General features: G+C 70.6%; 20 protein-coding genes and 1 pseudogene. 14 read left to right on the forward strand and 7 right to left on the reverse strand.

The window, feature by feature from the left end:
• Positions 1-59 precede the first annotated feature (59 nt).
• The 8 genes from ACFCXS_RS37215 to ACFCXS_RS37250 all read left to right on the forward strand — a co-directional run bounded on the left by ACFCXS_RS37215 (position 60) and on the right by ACFCXS_RS37250 (position 7,304).
• The gene (locus tag ACFCXS_RS37215) at positions 60-1,013 is read left to right on the forward strand and encodes a LysR family transcriptional regulator (protein ID WP_376647773.1); all 954 of its coding nucleotides are present in this window, start codon (positions 60-62) and stop codon (positions 1,011-1,013) included.
• A 37-nt stretch (positions 1,014-1,050) separates the two neighbouring features.
• Positions 1,051-1,404 carry an alpha/beta fold hydrolase gene (locus ACFCXS_RS37220; RefSeq protein ID WP_376647774.1) on the forward strand — a complete coding sequence of 118 codons (354 nt, stop codon included), beginning with the start codon at positions 1,051-1,053 and terminating at the stop codon, positions 1,402-1,404.
• A 143-nt stretch (positions 1,405-1,547) separates the two neighbouring features.
• On the forward strand, positions 1,548-2,084 hold the full coding sequence (locus ACFCXS_RS37225) for a phosphonopyruvate decarboxylase (RefSeq protein ID WP_376647775.1): 537 nt from the start codon (positions 1,548-1,550) through the stop codon (positions 2,082-2,084).
• A complete protein-coding gene (locus tag ACFCXS_RS37230) occupies positions 2,084-2,677 on the forward strand; it encodes a thiamine pyrophosphate-dependent enzyme (RefSeq protein ID WP_376647776.1) in 594 nt (197 codons plus the stop codon). Before ACFCXS_RS37225 ends, ACFCXS_RS37230 begins: the two co-directional genes overlap by 1 nt.
• 15 nt (positions 2,678-2,692) lie before the next feature.
• A complete protein-coding gene (locus tag ACFCXS_RS37235; RefSeq protein WP_376647777.1) occupies positions 2,693-4,159 on the forward strand; it encodes an aldehyde dehydrogenase in 1,467 nt (488 codons plus the stop codon).
• Between the two features lie 47 nt (positions 4,160-4,206).
• Positions 4,207-5,571, forward strand: a complete 1,365-nt coding sequence (locus tag ACFCXS_RS37240; protein ID WP_376647778.1) for an MFS transporter — start codon at positions 4,207-4,209, stop codon at positions 5,569-5,571.
• A gap of 42 nt (positions 5,572-5,613) precedes the next feature.
• On the forward strand, positions 5,614-6,483 hold the full coding sequence (locus ACFCXS_RS37245) for a hypothetical protein (protein ID WP_376647779.1): 870 nt from the start codon (positions 5,614-5,616) through the stop codon (positions 6,481-6,483).
• Entirely contained in the window at positions 6,480-7,304 is an 825-nt protein-coding gene (locus ACFCXS_RS37250; protein WP_376647780.1) for an HpcH/HpaI aldolase/citrate lyase family protein, read from the forward strand. Before ACFCXS_RS37245 ends, ACFCXS_RS37250 begins: the two co-directional genes overlap by 4 nt.
• Before the next feature lie 327 nt (positions 7,305-7,631).
• On the opposite strand, the gene ACFCXS_RS37255 is transcribed toward ACFCXS_RS37250, so the two are convergent.
• Genes ACFCXS_RS37255 through ACFCXS_RS37275 form a run of 5 tightly spaced genes read right to left on the reverse strand, consistent with a single transcriptional unit; the run spans position 7,632 to position 11,593 of the window.
• Positions 7,632-8,453 (reverse strand): alpha/beta fold hydrolase, encoded by an 822-nt coding sequence (locus tag ACFCXS_RS37255; RefSeq protein WP_376647781.1) that lies wholly within the window; start codon positions 8,451-8,453, stop codon positions 7,632-7,634.
• A complete protein-coding gene (locus ACFCXS_RS37260) occupies positions 8,450-9,643 on the reverse strand; it encodes an aminotransferase class I/II-fold pyridoxal phosphate-dependent enzyme (protein ID WP_376647782.1) in 1,194 nt (397 codons plus the stop codon). The genes ACFCXS_RS37255 and ACFCXS_RS37260 overlap by 4 nt, the downstream gene beginning before the upstream one ends.
• The gene (locus tag ACFCXS_RS37265) at positions 9,640-10,254 is read right to left on the reverse strand and encodes an RraA family protein (RefSeq protein WP_376647783.1); all 615 of its coding nucleotides are present in this window, start codon (positions 10,252-10,254) and stop codon (positions 9,640-9,642) included. The genes ACFCXS_RS37260 and ACFCXS_RS37265 overlap by 4 nt, the downstream gene beginning before the upstream one ends.
• Positions 10,251-10,931 (reverse strand): RraA family protein, encoded by a 681-nt coding sequence (locus ACFCXS_RS37270; RefSeq protein WP_376647784.1) that lies wholly within the window; start codon positions 10,929-10,931, stop codon positions 10,251-10,253. The genes ACFCXS_RS37265 and ACFCXS_RS37270 overlap by 4 nt, the downstream gene beginning before the upstream one ends.
• Entirely contained in the window at positions 10,928-11,593 is a 666-nt protein-coding gene (locus tag ACFCXS_RS37275) for an RraA family protein (protein ID WP_376647785.1), read from the reverse strand. The genes ACFCXS_RS37270 and ACFCXS_RS37275 overlap by 4 nt, the downstream gene beginning before the upstream one ends.
• A 74-nt stretch (positions 11,594-11,667) precedes the next feature.
• Between ACFCXS_RS37275 and ACFCXS_RS37280 the strand changes: the two genes are divergently transcribed.
• A complete protein-coding gene (locus tag ACFCXS_RS37280; RefSeq protein WP_376647786.1) occupies positions 11,668-12,573 on the forward strand; it encodes a LysR substrate-binding domain-containing protein in 906 nt (301 codons plus the stop codon).
• 483 nt (positions 12,574-13,056) lie between these two features.
• On the opposite strand, the gene ACFCXS_RS37285 is transcribed toward ACFCXS_RS37280, so the two are convergent.
• The gene (locus ACFCXS_RS37285; RefSeq protein ID WP_376647787.1) at positions 13,057-13,617 is read right to left on the reverse strand and encodes a TetR/AcrR family transcriptional regulator; all 561 of its coding nucleotides are present in this window, start codon (positions 13,615-13,617) and stop codon (positions 13,057-13,059) included.
• A gap of 115 nt (positions 13,618-13,732) precedes the next feature.
• On the opposite strand from ACFCXS_RS37285, the gene ACFCXS_RS37290 reads away from it, so the two are divergent.
• From ACFCXS_RS37290 to ACFCXS_RS37310, 5 genes and pseudogenes are all read left to right on the forward strand, one after another.
• Positions 13,733-14,425 carry an SDR family oxidoreductase gene (locus ACFCXS_RS37290; RefSeq protein WP_376647788.1) on the forward strand — a complete coding sequence of 231 codons (693 nt, stop codon included), beginning with the start codon at positions 13,733-13,735 and terminating at the stop codon, positions 14,423-14,425.
• A gap of 57 nt (positions 14,426-14,482) precedes the next feature.
• Positions 14,483-15,538: an aldo/keto reductase gene (locus ACFCXS_RS37295; protein ID WP_376647789.1), complete on the forward strand. Its 1,056-nt coding sequence runs from the start codon at positions 14,483-14,485 to the stop codon at positions 15,536-15,538.
• Between the two features lie 134 nt (positions 15,539-15,672).
• A complete protein-coding gene (locus ACFCXS_RS37300) occupies positions 15,673-16,677 on the forward strand; it encodes an NADP-dependent oxidoreductase (RefSeq protein ID WP_376647790.1) in 1,005 nt (334 codons plus the stop codon).
• 92 nt (positions 16,678-16,769) lie between these two features.
• Positions 16,770-17,633, forward strand: a complete 864-nt coding sequence (locus ACFCXS_RS37305; protein WP_376647791.1) for an alpha/beta fold hydrolase — start codon at positions 16,770-16,772, stop codon at positions 17,631-17,633.
• A gap of 83 nt (positions 17,634-17,716) precedes the next feature.
• Positions 17,717-17,877 (forward strand): annotated as a pseudogene (locus ACFCXS_RS37310) (IS1380 family transposase); the annotation flags it as partial.
• A gap of 324 nt (positions 17,878-18,201) precedes the next feature.
• On the opposite strand, the gene ACFCXS_RS37315 reads toward ACFCXS_RS37310, so the two are convergent.
• The gene (locus tag ACFCXS_RS37315; protein ID WP_376647792.1) at positions 18,202-19,530 is read right to left on the reverse strand and encodes a class I SAM-dependent RNA methyltransferase; all 1,329 of its coding nucleotides are present in this window, start codon (positions 19,528-19,530) and stop codon (positions 18,202-18,204) included.
• Positions 19,531-19,535: the final 5 nt, after the last annotated feature.

Below are 19,535 nucleotides of genomic sequence, written 5' to 3' on the forward strand. Positions count from 1 at the left end.
ATAACAATTCGTGATACCCCCATACGCACACCGGATGGCTGCGGAAAGAAGACCCCCTCTTGGACATCAAGCAGCTCAAGGCGATCGTCACGGTCGCCGAGGTGGGCAGCGTCACGCGTGCGGCGGAGCTGCTGCATCTGGTGCAGCCCGCAGTGACCCGGCAGATCCGCACCCTGGAACAGGAACTCGGCGTCGACCTCTTCGAGCGGACCGGGACGGGCATGCGGCCCACCGAGGCGGGCGCAATCATGGTCGACCGTGCCCGGCGGGCCCTGAACGAGCTGGAGCGGGCCCGCGCCGAGGTGCAACCGGCCCCGGGCGAGGTCTCCGGCATCGTCACCGTCGGCCTGTTGGAAAGCACCAGCGACCTGCTTTCCGAGCCGCTGGTGACCGCCGTCGCCCGCAGCCATCCCGGCGTCGAACTTCGACTGATGACCGCCTACTCGGGGCACCTCCAGCAGTGGCTCGACGACGGCGACCTGGATCTGACCCTGCTCTACAACCTGGACAGCACGCCCTCGCTCAACGCCCACCCGCTGGTGCGCGAGCGCCTGTGGGCGGTCGCTCCGCCGTCGGCCGGCCTGCGGGCCGACCGTCCGGTGCCGTTCGCGGAGGCGGCCGGACATCCGCTCGTCATGCCCGCCTCGGGACATGCGCTGCGCCGGCTGATCGACGCGGCGGCGGTGCGCGCCGGCTCCGCCCTCGACGTCGTCGTGCAGACCAACTCCATGCGGGTGCAGAAACAGCTCGTCCGGGCGGGGCACGGCTGGACGGTGCTGCCCGGCGTGGGCATCGCCGAGGATGTCGCGCAGGGCATCCTGAGCGCCGCGCCGCTGAGCGAGCCCGACGTGTGGCGGTCGATCGTCCTCGGCACTCCGCGGTCCGGGCGCACCCCGCCCGCCGTGGAGGTCGTCGCGCGAGAGTTGGTCCGCCGGATCAACTCGGCGGTGGCCCAGGGCAAATGGCCGTCCGCCCGGATCAAGGGGACTGACGCTGCCGCCGAGGACGAGTGACGCGAAGCATGCCGAGAACACCATCGAAGGAACCTCCATGAACGACACCGGCCCCCGGTCGACCGCCATCGCCCGCGCCCAGGACGGCATCGCGCTGTCCTACCAGCGCCAGGGCTGCGGACTGCCCCCGCACGCCCGCCACGGCCATCTGGTCGCCAGTAACGGGCACGATGCCTGGGACGCCCTCTCCCTCATCACCGCCCCCACGCTGATCCTGCACGGCGACCAGGACCGGCTCACTCCGCCGGACAACCTCTCCCTGCTCGCTGCCCGCATCCCCGACGCCCGGACGCATCTGTTTCCGGGCGCCCGCCACGCCTATTTCGAGGAGTGCCGCACGGAGGCCGGTCCGCTCGTCGAGGCGTTCCTCGGCGAGGGCGAACGGTCGTAGCCGAACCACGAGTCATCGGGCCCGCGGCTCCCCGCTATGCGAGCGAGGCATGCGGGTATCACGTATTTCTATTGTCCAATCTCATCCATCAGCGCCCATGATGTGTGGCACCTCGAGCCGACCGATCAGCGGAGTCGCTACGGATGAGCCAGACACATGCCCCGGCACCCTCCTGGCAGGAGGACGTGTTCACCGCGCTGAAGAGGCGCGGAGTCCAGCAGATCGCCTACGTCCCCGACTCCGGTCACTCCCACACCATCCGTGAGGCCCGACGCGACCCCGCCATCCATGACGTGGTGCTGACCACCGAGGAAGAGGGCGTCGCCGTGGTCAGCGGGGCGTGGCTGGGCGGTCAGCGGGCGGTGCTGCTGATGCAGAGCAGCGGCGTCGGCAACTGCGTCAACATGTTCTCCCTGCTGGAGATGGCCCGGTTCCCCTTCCTCACGCTGGTGACGATGCGCGGCGAGTACGCCGAGTTCAACCCGTGGCAGGGCCCCATGGGCCGCACCACCCAGCAGGCCCTGGAACTCCTGGGCATCACCGTCCTACGGGCCGACGCCCCTGAGGACGTCGCGGAGACCGTCGAGGCCGCCCTGGACTCGGCGTTCGAGGCCGGTGAGCGCGTCGCCGTGCTCCTTGGACAGAAGCTGATCGGCCGCAAGAAGTGGGAGCGCAACTGATGACCGTCACTCTCCCCCGCCTCGACCGGCGCCGCTTCGTCGCCGACCTGATCGGCCGCCTCCCCGAGGACGCCCTGATCGTCACCGGCCTCGGCTCCCCCAGCTACGACGTGTTCGCCGCCGGTGACCGCCCCGGCACCTTCTACCTCTGGGGCGCGATGGGCGCCGCCGCCCCACTCGCCCTCGGCCTCGCCCTGGCCCGGCCGGACCACCCGGTCGTCGCCATCACCGGCGACGGCGAACACCTCATGGGCATCGGCGCCTTGGCCACCATCGGGGCCGTACTCCCGCACAACCTGACGGTTGTGGTGCTGGACAACGCCCACTTCGGCGAGACCGGTATGCAGCCCAGCCACACCGGGCTCGGCACCGACCTCGTGGCCGTCGCCCAGGGCTTCGGCATCCGCGATGCCGTGCGGATCACCGACCTCGGCCGGACGGAAGACCTCGCCCTGCGGATCAAGGCACGTGCGGCGACGACGTACGCACAGGTGCTGATCACCACCGACGAGCCGCCGCGCGCTCTGCCGCCCCGCGACGGCGTCGCCAACAAGAACTCCTTCCGCGCCGCACTCGGCCTGAGCACCTTCTAGCCGACGGGACTCGCCATGCAGCGCTACGAGATGTTCATCGACGGGGAGAGCCGGAAGCCCGGCGGAGGCGAATGGTTCCCCACCGACAACCCCTACCTGGGCACCCCATGGGCCGAGATCGCCAGGGGCACCACGGAAGACGTCGACGACGCCGTCCGAGCCGCCCACCACGCGCTGAACAGCGGACCCTGGGCCGAGCTCACCGCCAGCGCCCGCGGCTCGCTGCTCCGGCGGCTCGGCGACACCCTCGCCGCGAACGCCCGCCGCCTCGCGGAGACCGAAGTCCGCGACAACGGCAAGCTGTTCACGGAGATGTACGGCCAACTGACCTACTTGCCGCAGTGGTTCCACTACTACGGCGGCCTCGCCGACAAGGTCGAGGGCACCGTCCCCCCGTTGGACAAGAAGGGCTACTTCGCCTACACGAAGAAGGAGCCCGTCGGGGTCGTCGCGGTCATCACACCGTGGAACTCCCCGCTGTTGCTGCTGGCCTGGAAGATCACCCCGGCCCTGGCCGCCGGCTGCACGGTGGTGGTCAAACCGTCGGAGTTCACCTCCGCCTCCACCCTCGAACTGGTCCGGCTCCTCCACGAGGCGGGACTGCCGCCCGGGGTGGTCAATGTCGTCACCGGCTTCGGCCAGGACGTCGGCGCCGCCCTCGTCGAACACCCCCTCGTCCGCAAGATCACGTTCACCGGCTCGGACGCCACCGGCCGCCACATCAACAAGGCCGCCGCACGCGACTTCAAGCACGTCAGCCTCGAACTCGGCGGCAAGTCGCCCAACATCGTCTTCGCCGACGCCGACCTGGACGCCGCCGTCAACGGCGCCGTCTCCGGCATCTTCGCCGCCACTGGACAGACCTGCATCGCCGGCTCACGGCTCTTGGTGCAGCAGCGCGTGCACGACGAGGTCGTGGGCCGCCTGGTCGACCTCGCACGCACCGCCCGGATGGGCGACCCCATGGACGAGGCCACCCAGGTCGGACCCATCACCACTCCGGCCCAGTACGCCAAGGTCCTCGACTACATCGACATCGCGCAGCGCGAAGGCGCCCGGCTCGCCCTCGGCGGCAAGGCCGCGGACGGCGGAGGCCGGTTCGTCGAACCGACCGTCTTCACCGGCGTACGCAACAGCATGCGCATCGCCCAGGAGGAGGTCTTCGGTCCCGTCCTCGCCGTGATCCCCTTCCACGACGAGGCCGAGGCCGTCACCCTCGCCAACGACAGCCGCTTCGGCCTCGGCGCCGGCGTCTGGACCAGCGACATCGGCCGCGCCTTCCGCATGGCCGACCGCATCCGCTCCGGCACCGTCTGGGTCAACACCTACCGCGCGGTCAGCTACCTGACGCCCTTCGGCGGCTTCAAGGACTCCGGCATCGGCCGCGAGAACGGCATCGGCGCCATCGCGGCGTACCTGGAGGACAAGAGCGTCTGGATCAACACCGGCGCGGCCACCGGCAATCCGTTCGTCCTGCGCTGAAAGGCCCCCAAGGACTCTCCCCGGCGACAAGAGCAACGGAGCTTCCCATGTCGCAGTCCAGCACCCCCGTCCCCGCACCGACCCGGGTCACCGCCAACGTCATACGCGGCTGTCCGGGCAACCTCGTCGAGTGGTACGACTGGTTCGTCTACGCCACCTTCAGCGTCTACTTCGCGTCCGTGTTCTTCCCCAAGGGCAACTCGACGGCCCAACTCCTGTCCACAGCAGTCGTCTTCGCCGTCGGGTTTCTGATGCGTCCGCTCGGCGGCTGGCTGCTCGGCGCATACGCCGACCGGCACGGCCGCCGCCGGGCACTGACCCTGTCGGTCACACTCATGAGCATCGGCTCGCTGACCATCGCGTTCACCCCCTCCCACGACGCCATCGGTCTCTGGGCACCGGCTCTCCTGGTGCTGGCCAGGCTCGCCCAAGGGCTTTCCGTCGGCGGCGAGTTCGGCTCCAGCGCCTCCTACCTCGCCGAGATCGCCCCGCCCGGCCGACGGGGCTTCTACTCCAGCTTCCAGTACGTGTCCATCGTGCTCGGCCAGCTCGCCGCGCTGCTCGTGATGATCGTGCTGCAGAACCTGCTGACCGAGGAGCAGTTGCAGAGCTGGGGCTGGCGTATCCCCTTCGTGATCGGCGCTGTCTCCGGTCTGGTCGTGATGTACCTGCGCCGCGCCATGGAGGAGTCGCGGCACTTCCAGGAGGAACAGGCGAAAGCCGCCGTACAGGATCCGGCCGTCAGGGAGCGCAAGGGGGTGCGGGCTCTGTTCGCCGAGTACCCGCGCGAGCTGATCGCCGTGTTCGGGCTGGCCATCGGCGGCACCGTCGCCTTCTACACCTGCACCACATACCTGCAGAAGTACCTGGTGAACACGGCGGGCATCCCCAAGTCGACGGTCTCCGTCATCGGCTTCGCCGCCCTGTTCGTGTACATGGTGCTCCAGCCGGTGGCCGGCCATCTGTCCGACCGCGTCGGACGACGCCCGGTGATGTTCGTCTTCTCCGTCGGCGGCATGCTGCTCACCGTCCCGATCACGACCGTCCTCGGCCACACCGGTAATCCGTGGATCGCCTTCCTGCTGATGACGATCGCCCTCACCTTCGTCAGCTGCTACTCGGCCCTGGCCGCCATCATCAAGGCGGAGATGTTCCCCACCAAGGTCCGGGCCCTGGGCGTCGGCCTCCCGCACGCCCTGGTCACCGCCACCTTCGGCGGGATGACGGAACCCATCGCGCTGGGCCTCAAGGACAGCGGTCACGAAATGGTCTTCTTCTGGTACGTCACCGGGTGCATCGCGCTGACCTTCCTGGCCACCCTCCTCGTACCCGAACCGTCCCGCACGTCGCTTCTGGAAGCCGCCGAGACCTCCGGCTCCCGTCCCCTGCCAAAGACAGCACCGCTCACCTGACCACAGCCCAGCCGCACGCAAGACCTCAAGGACAGAAGGACGATGCACCCCACCCCACCCCCGCTCAGCACCTACGTGGAGTCGTGGACTCCGGGGCCGGTCGAGGAGGAGGACCCGCTGGGCGCCGGCCCGGCGGCGGCCCTGTCGGCCGTCCTGAACCTGCCCGACCCCGCCCACAAGGCCGGTGAACCGCTCCCCCCGCTGTGGCAGTGGCTCTACTTCCTGAACTGGCCCGCCGGGCAGGAACTCGGCGCCGACGGCCACCCGTCGAACGGCCGTTTCCTGCCGCCCCTACCCCAACGGCAGCGCATGTGGGCCGGCGGCCGCTGCACGATCACCGAGCCGCTCCGCCTCGGCGAACTCGCCGAACGGGTCAGCTCCCTAGCTTCCGTGACCGCCAAGCGGGGAAGCACCGGGGAGATGCTGTTCGTCACCGAGCGGCGCGAGTTTCGCCAGCGCGGGCGGACCTGCCTCGTGGAGGAGCAGGACATCGTCTACCGGTCCGGACGCAGCGCCGGACAACACCCGTCCGTCGTCGACGAGTTGGCCCGCCCCCGCGAGGGCGAGCCGTGGCAGCTTCCCCTGCGCCCTGACCCTGCCCTGCTCTTCCGATTCAGCGCCCTGACCGCGAACGCCCACCGCATCCACTACGACGCCCCGTACTGCCGGGACGAGGAGGGCTACCCCGGACTCGTCGTCCACGGCCCCCTGCTGGCTCTGCTGATGCTGGAACTCGCCCGCCGTCACGCCCCCGACCGGCAGGTGCGCTCCCTGTCGTACCGGCTGCGTCGGCCGGTGTTCGCCGGCGAACACCTCGTGGCCTGCGGCACGCCCCGGGGCGACCGCGCCGAACTGCGCGTCTCCACCCATCGGGAGGAACGACACGCCGAGGGGGAGGTGACCTTCGCATGACCCCGATCCGCTCCGCTCGCAGCCTCCTCTTCGTGCCGGGACACCGTCCCGACCGCTTCGACAAGGCCGCCTCCTCCGGCGCCGACGTGGTGATCATCGACCTTGAGGACGCGGTCGCCGCCGAGGAGAAGGACCGCGCCCGCGACAACGCCGCAGCCTGGCTCGCCCTCGGCAACCGCGCGATCGTACGGATCAACGCGCCTGGGACCCCGTGGTCCGAGGCCGACCTGCGGGTGGCGGCCGACCATGGCTGCCCGGTCATGGTGCCCAAGGCGGAGGACTCCGCCGTACTGGCCGACTTGGCTGCCCGGACGGCCGGCCGGTGCGACCTCGTCCCACTCGTCGAGACCGCACTGGGCGTGGAACGGGCGCGCGAGGTGTGCGCCACACCCGGCGTCGTCCGTGCCGCCTTCGGCAACGTCGACCTGGCCGCCCAACTCGGCATCGCCCAGGACGATCACACGGCCCTGGCCCACGCACGCTCCAGACTGGTCGTCGCCTCGGCCGCGGCGGACATCTCCCCGCCCGTCGACGGCGTCACCACCGCCGTAGGGGACATGGACACGCTCTCCGCCGACATCGCCCACGCCCGACGGCTGGGCTTCACGGGCAAACTCTGCGTCCATCCGTACCAACTCCTCCCCGTGACCGAAGGGTTCGCCCCCTCGGCCGAGGAAGTGCGGTGGGCACGCGCGGTCCTCGGCGCCGGGGACTCGGTCACCACGGTCGACGGGCAGATGGTCGACAAGCCGGTGCTGGAACGCGCACGACACGTCCTTGCACTGGCCCACGGACCACACGGACCGCACACCGCAGCCTGACGGGGCGGTGCTCCGAGCAGGGTGCGGCGCAGGGCGACGCGCGTGCCCGGCCACGGCGGTGGAGTCAGTGGGGTTCGCGTGCGCTTGCGCCGCCTCGCTCGTAGGGCTGACCGTGGCCTGGTGGCCGGGAACCGCCCGCTGCCGGCCTGCCGGGTTGCTCACGAGGCGGAGGCTGTCGGGCCGGACCCTTTTCCCTCAGGGCTCGGCCCGACGCGACGGCCCCGTCGACGGTGAAGTCGACGGGGTCGTCGCGGTTCGCGCAGTGGCGGTCTGTGGCGGCTGGACGTCGCCGCCCGCACAGCCGACGTCGTCCCGAGGCCCGAGCCGTCAGGCGCCGGCGTCCGCGCGTGAGACGAGGTCCGCGATACGGGCCCACATCTGCGGCGGGTTGGAGTACATCGGGAAATGGGCGCAGTGCTCGATCTCGGCGAGCTCCACGCCGCCTTCGGCCAGGGCGGGGAGGTAGGACAGCGTGCTGTTCTGCTCCCCGTACATGAACAGCTTCGGCGCGGGAAGCCCGAGGAACCGGTCGAGCAGCTTGCCGTGGTCGGAGAGGTCGACCATGGACTCGAAGATGGCTCTGACCGCTGCGGCCCGGACCTTGTGGGGAAGGCTCGACGCGTACAGGGCGCCACCGTGGAAGCGGGAGCCGCCGACACGTTCGGCGAACCGGGCCAGGAACTCGTCGGGATCGTCGTGGGCGTGGGTGACGATCTGGCGGCTGAGGAAGCAGTCCTCGGGTGCGACGTTGCCCTCGATGTTGGTGAAGCTCGCGACCCTGCCGGGGTCGCCGTCGCCGAGCATGAGTGCGGTCAGGCCGCCCATCGAGTGCCCGACGACGTGGAACCGGTCGATCTGCCGAGCCTCCAGGACCCGTTCGGCGACGGAGACGAGAAAGGGGATGGAGACGGCGCCGAGGTCCGCGCAGGTGCTGTCGCCGCAGCCGGGCGCGTCGTAGGCCAGTACGGGCCGGTCGGCCAGCGCGGTCTGGTGGACGACATCCGCGTAGTCCTCCTTCGTCGAGCCGAAGCCGTGCAGGAAGACCAGGGGCGTGCCGGTCCCACCGCGGTGGAGGCCCAACACCTCGACGCGGGTCGCGCCGACGGTCAGGGGGAGCGTGAAGCGTTCGAGCTTCCGCACCGGGCTCATCGGACCTCCTCCAGCTGTTGTGCGGCCGTCTCATGCACCGTGGATCCGAAGGCGGTCCGCAGTCGCTCGATCGCGGTGATCAGCGTGTCGTCGTCGACAGCGAAGCACACCCGGATGTGTCCGGGGGCGTTGAACGCCTCGCCGGGTACGACCGCGAGATGGACCGTGTCGAGGAGCCACGCGGCGAGGTCGGCGCTGCTGGTCCAGCCGCGGTCGCGGAGCAGTCCGCTGACGTCGGGGAAAGCGAACATGCCGCCGTCGGGCAGTGGGCAGTCGATGCCGTCGATCCCGTTCAGCGCTTCCACCAGCAGCGCGCGCCGGCGGCGGTAGTCGCGTGCGGCCTCGACAGGGGTGCCGGTGTCGCCCAGGGCGGCGAGGGCGGCCCGCTGGTTGACCGTCGGGACATGGGTGATGGTGCGGGACACGTGCCGTCGCGCCGAGGCGATGACCTCCGGCGGCGCCGCGAGCCAGCCGACGCGCCAGCCGGTCATGGCGTGTTCCTTGGACACTCCGCCGACGACGACCGTACCGCCACGCAGCCGCGGAGCCACCCGCAGGATCGACTGGTAGGCCCCCGTATAGTCGAACGCCCGGTAGATGTCGTCACTGATGACCCAGATGCCGTGCTGCTGCGCCCAGTCGGCGATCTCCCACAGCCGGGCTTCGGGGTGGACGGCGCCGGTGGGGTTGCCCGGGCTGGAAAGAATCACCGCCCGGGTGCGCGGGCCACGGCAGCTGTCGAGTGCCTCGGCCGAGAGCCGGAACGCCTCGTCGGTGGCGACCGGGACGGCGACACCGCCGGCGGCGGTGACGACCTCGGCGTGCCCGGGCCAGCCGGGCGCGGCGACCAGGACCTCGTCACCGGCGTCGGTCAAGGCCTGGACGGCGAGGAAGAGTGCGTGCTTCGCTCCGAGGGCGATCTGCACATCGTCCGCGCTCCAGGGGAGCCCGGTGTCACCGGCGACGGTGGTGGCGACAAGCGCACGCAGGGCGGGGTCGCCCTGCGCCGTCCCGTAGTGGTGGGTGGCGGGGTCGCGGACCGCGGCCACGGCGGCCTCCACCACCGCGGCGCTACTGGCCGCCTGGGGTTCACCGGCGGCGAGCGTGATGACGTCCGCGCCCTGTGCCCGGAGGGCTTCGGCCCGGGCGGCCACGGCGAAGATCGGGTTGTCCGTCATCGGTGTCGTCACCGCCCGGCAGCTTCGAAGTTGTTGTACAGGTCAAGGGTGCTGCGGCCTTCCCGAAGCTGCTTCATCAGCTCGTTCTCGTAGGCCACGCGCGCGTCGGCGCGGTCGAGGATCCGCTCGGTATCGGACGCCGGGAGGGTCACGACTCCGTCGACGTCGCCGACGACGAGGTCGCCGGTGTGGACCGTGACGCCACCGACCTTGACGGGGCGCCCGAGAACGCCGCGGAAGTCCTTGCGGGTGCCGAGGATGCTGTTGTTGCGCGAGAAGATGGGGAAGCCGAGCGCCTCGGTTTCCGCCGCGTCGCGGACGCCGCCGTCGATGAGCAGGCCCGCGATCCCGCGCTTCTGGGCGGCCACCGTGAGGATCTCGCCCCAGTGGCCGAAGCGAGCGCCGCCGAGGTCGGCGACCAGGACCGACCCGGACGGGGCCCGCAGTACGGCGTGGTGCAGGGCGAGGTTGTCGCCGCCGGCGCCCTGCACGGTGAACGCCGGGCCGCACAGCCGGGCGCCGGCCCACAGCGACCGGATCTGGGGGGACAGGGCCACGGGCAGTCCGGACGCCTCGGACAGGGTCGCGCTGGAGTGGCCGCGGGCGAGGTCGTGCGTGCTCACGAGGGGTCCTTCCGGGGCTGGTCCTTCGGGGTCTGAAGCGAGTGGTAGCCGTGCCGCGCACGCGCCTCGGCGAGTGTGGCGCCGTCGCGGACGGCCTCGACGATGACCTCTTCCACTCGGTCGATACGGCGGGCGATGTCCGCGACCTCGTCCCAGCGGGCGGCCGGGACGGCCACGGCGCCGTCGTCGTCGGCCACGAGGATGTCACCGGGACGGATGAGGACGCCGTCGACGGTGACGGCCGTCTGCACCGCAGCCACCCGGACGCGGTCCTTGCCGGTGCGCATGAACCGGGAGACCGACCAGATCGGGTAGTCGACGTCGGTCGCGATGGCGACGTCTCGGCAGGTGCCGTGGATGACGGTGCCCGCGATGCCGCGCGCGTGGGCGGCCTGGCTCATGATTCCGCCCCACACCGTGCAGTCGGTGCGGCCGGCGTTGTCGATCAGGATCACCGCGCCGGCGGGGACGTCGTCCAGGAAGTCGCCCACCGTGCCGCCGGCCTCGTCGACCGGTTCGTAGATGACGGTGAAGACCGGTCCGACCGTCCGCTGGCCCTGGCGCAGCGCGCCGATGCCGTGGAGTGAGCCGGGGAGCCCGAGTGAGTCGAGGGCGTCGGAGACCGACGCGGTGGACAGGTCGGTGACGAGGTTCGAGGTGGCGGTGGGGTCACTCATCGGACCGACTCCTTCTCTCCGGCGAGGCGGGCGTCGTGCATGGCCTGGGAGAGGGGCGCGCCCGCGCGCACCTCGTCCGCGATGGCGCGCTCCCGGGCGACGGTCGCGGTGGCGAGATCGGCCACTTCCTCGGCCCGGTCCCGCGGGACGACGACGAGTCCGGTCTCGTCGGCAAGGACGACGTCGCCCTGCGCGACCGTGAGCCCGGCGACGCCTACCGGCTCGCCGGTGGAGCGCTGCTGCAGCCTGCCCCGCGCCGTGGCCGGGACCGCCCCCCGCGAGAACACAGGGAAGTCCAGCTCACGGGCCTCCGCCACGTCGCGGCACACGCCGTCGGCGACGACGCCGCGCACACCACGAAGGGAAGCGCCCAGGCTCAGGATGCCGCCCCAGCAGGACACGTCGGTACGGCCCTGGTTGTCGACGACGATCACGCTCCGGTCGTCCGCGTTCTCGATGGCCGTGGTGGCGATGTGGGCTCCGGCCGGGCCTTCGGCGCGCGGTTCGAGGCCCACGGTGACGGCGAATCCCACCACTGCCGCGGGGCCCCACGCCGGTCGGATGCCACCGACTCCGGAGGGAAGCCCGAGCTGGTCGAGCGCGTCGCTGACCGCGGCGGAGTCGAGCGCCGCGAAGCGGTCCAGGAGAGATGAGTTGCTCATGGCTTCCACTTCAACAGCGACCAGCTATATTCGGAAGGTCTGATTTCCTCTGTCAGTAAGAGGCTGTGCGAATCATGGTCGAGATCCGGCAGGCCCGCTATTTCGTCGCGGTCGCCGAAGAACTCCACTTCGGCCGCGCGGCGCAGCGATTGCAGATGTCCCAGCCACCGCTGTCCCAGGCGATCAAGCAGCTTGAACAGCAGGTCGGCTGTCAACTGCTGCACCGTACCCAGCGGTCGGCTGCGCTCAGCCCCGCCGGAGCCGTGTTCCTGGACCACTGCCGCACCCTGATCCGGCAGGCCGAGGAAGCCGAGACCGCCGCCCGGCAGGCCGCCACCGGGCGCGGCGGACGACTGAGCCTGGGCGCCGTCACCTCGGCCTTCTCCTGGCCTCTGCCGCTCGTACTGGAGCAGCTTCACAAGGAACTGCCGGACGTCGAGATCCGCACTCAGGAGATCGACACCCACGAGGCCGCGGCAGGGCTCCTCGACCGCTCACTCGACTGGGCGATCGTGCGCCAGACCGCCCCCGTACGCGGCACCACGGCAACTCCGCTCTACGCGGACCGGTTCGTCGCCGCCCTGCCGGTCTCCCATCCAGCCGCCGATGCCTCCGGCTCCCTGGACCTGGCGGACCTGGCGGGCGCTCCATGGGTGTGGCTGCACCGCCATATCTCGCCCGACTACCACGACGCCATGGCGGCCCTGTGCCGAGCAGCCGGCTTCAGCCCCGTCCCCAACCACTGGGCACGGTCGGTGACCTCACAGATCGCCATGGTCGAGTGCGGCCTCGGCGTCACCGTCGTACCAGCCACCGCGTCCGCGTCACACCCCGCCGTCCGGTTCAGACCACTCCGCCACGCGACGGCGACCATCGAACTCACCGCAATGACGAGATCCCACCCCGGCGCGTTGGCCGAACGCCTCACCGCCCTGGCGACACAACTGACCGCAGCACAGGCACCGCCACCGCACAACTGACTGCGGACGGACCCAGCGGGCGTGAACAACGGGTCAATTGCGCTGACACCCCGTCAGGGTCAGCGTCAGATGAGCGTCGAGATGACTTCTCACCACCCCCGCGAAGATCAGGCCGCGGATCCCTCATCCAAGATGGCCATGCACAGAACCGCAGGTCAAAGGCGCTCGCCAGTCACCTGGCAGGCTCCACATCATGCACACCCGGAAACAGGTCGGTAGGTACCGTCAAGGGCCGGGCCCGCCAGAGAAGACGAAGTTCAGAGGCCCTTTGCCGCAGGCTCCAGCACCGCCACGCACTCCACATGATGCGTCATCGGAAATATGTCGGCCTGAGCATATGCTGTGACATACCAGGTCAGAGCGCTACGTCAGCTCTCTGCCTCCCTCGCCATGTGCGAAGAGCGTCAAACGAGCGTCATGACGACCGGCTCGTCACTTCCCGGGGACCGGACGGCTGCCACGACGCGGCCACCGCACCCGTGATCAGCCTGCTTCAGTCAAGGCTGCGTGCGCGGCGGCGAGGATCTCCCCGGAGAGCGGGGAGCCCTTGGTGGCCCGTGACAGGACCAGCGCACCGAACAGGGTGCACAGGCGGACGATGCCGTCCTGGTCGTCACCGGCCAGGAAATCGGCGAAGTCGGCCACCCCCTCGGCGTAGACGCGACGGGCCTCGCGCCCCCCGCCCTCGCGCGCGATGTCGGTGGCGAGCGCGGCGACCGGGCAGCCGTCCGCCGGGGCGTCGCGGTGCTCGACGGAGAGGTAGGCGTCGATCAGCGCCTGCTGGGCAGCGGCGCGCTGCCCGTCGTGCCGCTCGAGCCCGGCGCTGTAGCGCTGGGCGAGCTCGGCGAAAGCGTGCGCGGTGGCCTCGTCGACGAGTGCCTCCTTGGAGGCGAACTGCTTGTAGAAGGCGCCGTGGGTCAGACCGGCCGCCTTCATCAGGTCGGCGACGCTGACCTGCGTGCCCTGCTCCCGGAACAGCCGGGATGCGGTGTCCACCACCCGCCTGCGATTTTCCTCCGCCTGCGCCTGCGATACGCGGCCCATGACCGCCTCCCATTTGGATGTCGACTGGCATCTATCATAGACCCGTGTTTAGATTGTCTTCATAATCTAAAAAGCTGCGGGTGGCCGTGGGCGCCCGCCCCGACCAGGAGTGGACATGGAACTGAAGAAAGCCGTCGCGGTCGTCACCGGCGCCAATCGGGGCTTCGGGCGGCACCTGGCCGCCCAGCTCGTCGAGCGCGGCGCGAAGGTGTACGGTGCGGCCCGACGCCCCGAGACGGTCGATGTGCCGGGCGTCATCCCGCTGCGGCTGGACGTCACGGACGAGGCGTCGGTACGAGAGGCCGCGCGCCTGGCGTCCGACGCGACACTGCTGATCAACAACGCGGGCATCTCCACCGGCGCGACGCTGATGCGAGGCGACGTGGCTGAGGTGCGCCGGGAGATGGAGACCAACTTCTTCGGCCCGCTCGCCGCGACCCGCGCCTTCGCCCCCGTCATCGAGGGCAACGGCGGCGGCGCCGTGCTCAACGTCCTGTCCGCCCTGTCCTGGTTCCACCCGGCAGGACTCGGCTCCTACGCCGCGTCCAAGGCCGCCGCTTGGGCGCTGAGCGACGCGACCCGTGAGGAGCTGGCACCGCGCGGGATCACCGTCTCGGCGCTGCACGTCGGCTACATGGACACCGACATGGCCGCCGGCGTGCCCGCCGATCAGAAGGTCGCCGCCGCCGACGTCGCGGCCCAGGCCCTGGACGGCATCGAGACCGGCCTGCCCGAGATCCTCGCCGACGAGACCAGCCGGTACGTCAAGCAGAGCCTGTTCGCGGCACCCCAGCCGAACGCGGACTGACGCTCACCCCTCCCCCCCGGCGCGACCACCCTCACACCCCTCAAGCAAGGACGTCTGATGCGCTACACGACCTTCGGCCACCGGACCGGACTGCGCGTCTCCGAGTACGCGCTCGGCACCGCGAATTTCGGCACCGGCTGGGGCGCAGGCGCCGAGCCCGAGGAGGCCCGGCGGATCTTCGACCGGTTCGCCGAGGCCGGCGGCACCTTTCTCGACAGCGCGGACGGCTACCAGTTCGGCGAGTCGGAGGAACTGACCGGAAAGCTGGTCTCCGCCGACCGCGACCACTTCGTCCTGGCCACGAAGTTCACCCTCGGCGCCGCCCCGCAGCCGGACATCTCCAAGACCGGCAACAGCCGCAAGAACACGGTCGCCTCGGTCGAGGCCAGCCTGAAGCGCCTGGGGACCGACTACATCGACCTGTTGTGGGTGCACTTCCCCGACGAGCTCACTCCGATGGAGGAACTCCTGCGCGGGCTCGACGACCTGGTGAGCGCCGGCAAGATCCACCACGCCGCGCTGTCCAACTTCCCCGCCTGGCGCGTCTCGCGTGCGGTAACCCTCGCGGACCTGAAGAACTGGGCCCCGATCGTGGGCATCCAGCACGAGTACAGCCTCGTCGAGCGCACCGCCGACCGTGAGCTCCTGCCCATGGCCGAGAGCCTCGGGCTCGGCGCAGCCCTGTGGTCCCCGCTCGGCGGCGGACTGCTCACCGGCAAGTACCGCCGCTCCGCCGAGGGGCGCCTGAGCGACCTGGGCATGGTCATCCACACCGAGAGCACCGGCCAGAAGACCGCCGTCGTCGACACCGTCCTGGCGATCACCGAGGAGACCGGCGTGACGCCCGCCCAGGTGGCGGTGGCCTGGGTGCGCGAGCGCGCCGCCCGCTCCGTTGCCACGCTCGTCCCGATCATCGGCCCACGCAGTCTCTCCCAGCTCGACAGCTACCTCGGCGCCCTCGACGTCCAGCTGACCGACGAGCAGTACACCCGCCTGGCCGAGGTCAGCGCGGTGCCGCTCGGCGTGCCCCACGAAGGGATCGCCGCCACCCTGGACCGCCTCCAGGGAGGCGCCGCCGACCGCGTCACCGCCCCCGTCGTGCCGGTGGCCTGATGGCTGAACGCGGCTGAGGACGGGATGCGCCCACGCCGCAGCCAGGAGCGCAACACAGCTGTCTCGTGCCGGGAGAAGCCCGGGGCGAGCGAGACCCCGGCCTTTCACGGACGGGAAACGGAACGGAGACAACGATGAAGGCTTTCATGGTCGAGAAGTACGGCGACCAGGCCGGGATGCGCGCCGCCGAAGCACCCGACCCCCAGGTAGGTGCCGGCGACGTCCTGGTCAAGATCCACGCGGCGGGCGTCAACCCGCTGGACATGAAGATCCGCAACGGTGACCTCAAGGCGATCCTGCCCTACCGTCTCCCGCTCGTCCTGGGCAACGACCTCGCCGGGACCGTCGTCCGGGTCGGATCGTCCGTCGACCGCTTCGCCGTGGGCGACGAGGTCTACGCGCGGCCTGACAAGGACCGCATCGGCACCTTCGCCGAACTCATCGCCGTCCACCAGGACGACCTGGCGCCCAAACCGGCCACCCTCACCATGGCCGAGGCCGCCTCCCTCCCCCTGGTCGCCCTCACCGCATGGCAGGCACTGGTCGAGCGGGCCCGCGTGCAGCCGGGCCAGAAGGTCTTCATCCACGCGGGAGCCGGCGGCCTCGGCTCCATCGCCGTCCAGCTGGCCAAGGCACTGGGCGCATACGTGGCCACCACCGCGAGCACCGCCAAGGTCGACCTGGTCAAGGAACTCGGCGCAGCCGAAGTCATCGACTACCGCACACAGGACTTCACCGAAATCCTCCACGGCTACGACGTCGTCCTGGACTCCCTCGGCGGCGAGGACCTCGCCAAGTCCCTGCGCGTCCTCAAGCCCGGCGGCCAGGCCATCTCCGTCGCGGGCCCGCCCGACCCGGCCACCGCCCGCGAGCTCGGCGCGAACCCGTTCCTGCGCCTGGCCATCACCGCCCTCAGCGCCAAGACCCGGCGCCAGGCCAAGCGCCTCGGCGTCACCTACGCCTTCCTGTTCATGAAGGCCAGCGGCGCCCAACTCCGCGAACTCACCCCCCTCATCGACACCGGGAAGATCCGTCCCGTCGTCGACCGCGTCTTCCCGTTCGAAGAAACCCTCCAGGCCATGGAATACGTCGAGAGGGGACGGGCGAAGGCCGGCAAAGTCGTCGTCGCGATGACGTAAGGGTGAAAACGAGTCCCAGGCGCCAGTCACCTCCGACAGCAACAAGACCCTGCACACCCCACTCCCCCGCCACACCACCTAAGGACCCGGCCATGAGCACACCGCCCAGTTCACCCGCCCCGATGTCGTACAAGAACACGCCGAACCGCTCCGTGTCCGTGCGTGGCGTGACCTTCGCCTACCGGCGTCTCGGCCCGGACGACGGCGTACCCCTGATCCTCCTCAACCACCTGTCCGCAGTCCTGGACAACTGGGATCCCCGCGTCGTCGACGGACTCGCCGCCCGGCGCCCCGTGATCGCCTTCGACAACCGCGGCGTCGGCGCGTCCGGCGGTTCCACACCCGACACGATCGAGGCGATGGCTCGCGACACCGTGCTGTTCATCCGGGCCCTCGGGTACGACAGGGTTGACCTGCTCGGCCTGTCGATGGGCGGCTTCATCGCCCAGGTCATCGCGGCAGAAGAACCCGATCTTGTACGCAAGTTCATCCTCGCGGGCACGGGACCCGCCGGAGGCCCCGGCATCGACAAGGTCACAAGCCTCACCATCAAGGACACTGTCAAGGCCGTCCTGACCCGCCACGACCCCAAGCAGTACCTCTTCTTCACCGACACCGCCGGTGGCCGCCGGGCGGCCCACGCCTTCCTGGACCGGCTGAAGGAACGCACGAACGACCGCGACAAAGCCATCTCGCTCTCATCGTTCCGCGCCCAGCTGAAGGCCATCCACCGCTGGGGCCGCCAGGCACCGGCCGATCTGTCGCGCATCCACCAACCGGTCCTGGTGGCCAACGGCGAGAGCGATCGCATGATCCCGAGCGTCAACACCGTCGACCTGGCGGCCCGGCTGCCCCAGGGCGAACTGGAACCCCTCTACCCCGACGCCGGACACGGAGGGATCTTCCAGTACCACGACAGATTCGTCCCGCGGGCGCTCGCATTCCTGGAACGGTAGCCAGCCGCCGGACAGGTCCATGGCCCCTGCCCTGCGCTCAGCGAGACCGGCACCAGGAAATCAGTCCGCACACATCGCCACCGCTCTGGGAGCCTCGCCGACTGCGGCTCGCCTGCTGACCACGGCCGGACAGCTCGTCACCACCGGCCGTCGGTGAATCCTCCGCCTGGCCCGGCACTGGCCCTGGACCGGTCACATCACCCCAGCCCTCGACCGGCTCGCCCACGCGCCCGCCCCAGGCTGACCAGCTTCCCCGTCCCCTGGACGGCACCTCACCCCATGGAACCTCGAGGCCGACGCGCTGCTCGGCAGGTCAAGCCCGACAAGTCGATCGACCCACGCTAGCTGATCCAGGACGACCACCTCACGCGCCGTCAGAAACAGCGTCGAACGAGCGTCAGGGCATTTCCCGAACCCGTCCCTTACGGAGTGTTCTCGGCGCACGCCCCCGCTGCGAAACCGCAGGTGAGACACGTGGCGGGAACCCGCAGCACGCTCCACACGGTGGACCTGCGGAAACATGTCGGCACGACCCGCCCGCAACCTGTGGAATTAATAAATCAGAAGGTCAGAGGCCCTTTGCTGCGGACTCGAGAATTGCCACGCACTCCACGTGCGACGTCATCGGAAACAGATCGAACGCCCGAAGCGTCCGCACCCGGTACCCACCCTCACGGAAATACCCCAAGTCCCGCGCCAGCGCGGCCGGATCGCATGCCACGTACGCGATCCGCCGTGCCCCCAGCGAGGCCAGGTGCTCCACCGTCTTTCGGCCCGCCCCCGCCCGCGGCGGGTCCAGGACGATCAGGTCGACCTCCGAGATCCCCGTGCGCGGCAGCACGCTCTCGACCTTGCCCTGCTCGATCCGCACCCGCTCGAAGTCCGCGAGGTTGTGCCGCGCGTCCTCCACCGCCCGCTTGCCGGACTCGATGCCGAGGACCGCGCCCTGGTCGCCGACGCGGTCGGCGAGGGCACCGGCGAACAGGCCGACGCCGCAGTACAGGTCGAGCGCCATGTCGCCCTTGCGCGGCAGCAGGCCCTGCATGACCGCGGTCACCAGGGTGTCCGCGGCCTTCGGGTGGACCTGCCAGAAGCCGCCGCCCCCGACCCGGTGCGTGCGGCCGTCCGCGCGTTCGCGGACGAAGGGGCGGCCGTGGACGCGGTGGACACCGCCGGAGCGCTCGTCCACGCGCAGGACGGAGACGGGGCGGTCCAGTTCGACGAGCGGCAGGCGCGCGCCCGGCTTCGGGGTGAGGACCACCTGGCGGTCCTGTGAGCCCGTCGCCGCGATCGCCTCGACGGAGTCCATGCCCGTCCAGACCCGCTTCTCGATGCCCAGCTCGCTGACGCCCTCCGCGGCGATCATGCAGTGGTCGATCGGCTCCACCTCGTGCGAGCGGTGCCGGCGCAGGCCCGCCCGGCCGTCGGCGGTGACGGCGTACTGGACCCGGGTGCGCCACGCGGGGACCTGGCCCGCGGGCACCTTGTCGCCCTCGGCGGGCAGTACCGTGCCGTCCCAGCCGGCCTCCTCCGGGGTGAGCCCGGCCAGGTGCTGGAGCTGTTCGGCGATGACGTCGGCCTTCAGGCGACGCTGTGCTCCGGGCTTGGCGTGCTGCCAGTCGCAGCCGCCGCAGCGGCCGGGACCGGCGAACGGGCAGGGCTCGTCGATGCGGTCCTTGGAGGCGTCCAGCACCGTCACGGCGTCGGCGCGCAGGAACCGCGCGCCCTCCTCGCCCTCCGTCACCCGCGCCACGACCCGCTCCCCGGGCAGCGCGTGCCGTACGAACAGCACCTGGCCCTCGGACGTACGGGCGATGCAGTGACCGCCGTGGGCGACGGGGCCGACCTCGACCTCGTACTCCTCCCCCACCAGCGACTTCCTCGGTTCTGCCTGCATGGCGG

It is taken from the genome of Streptomyces sp. NPDC056373, from assembly GCF_042262425.1.
Lineage (GTDB): Bacteria > Actinomycetota > Actinomycetes > Streptomycetales > Streptomycetaceae > Streptomyces.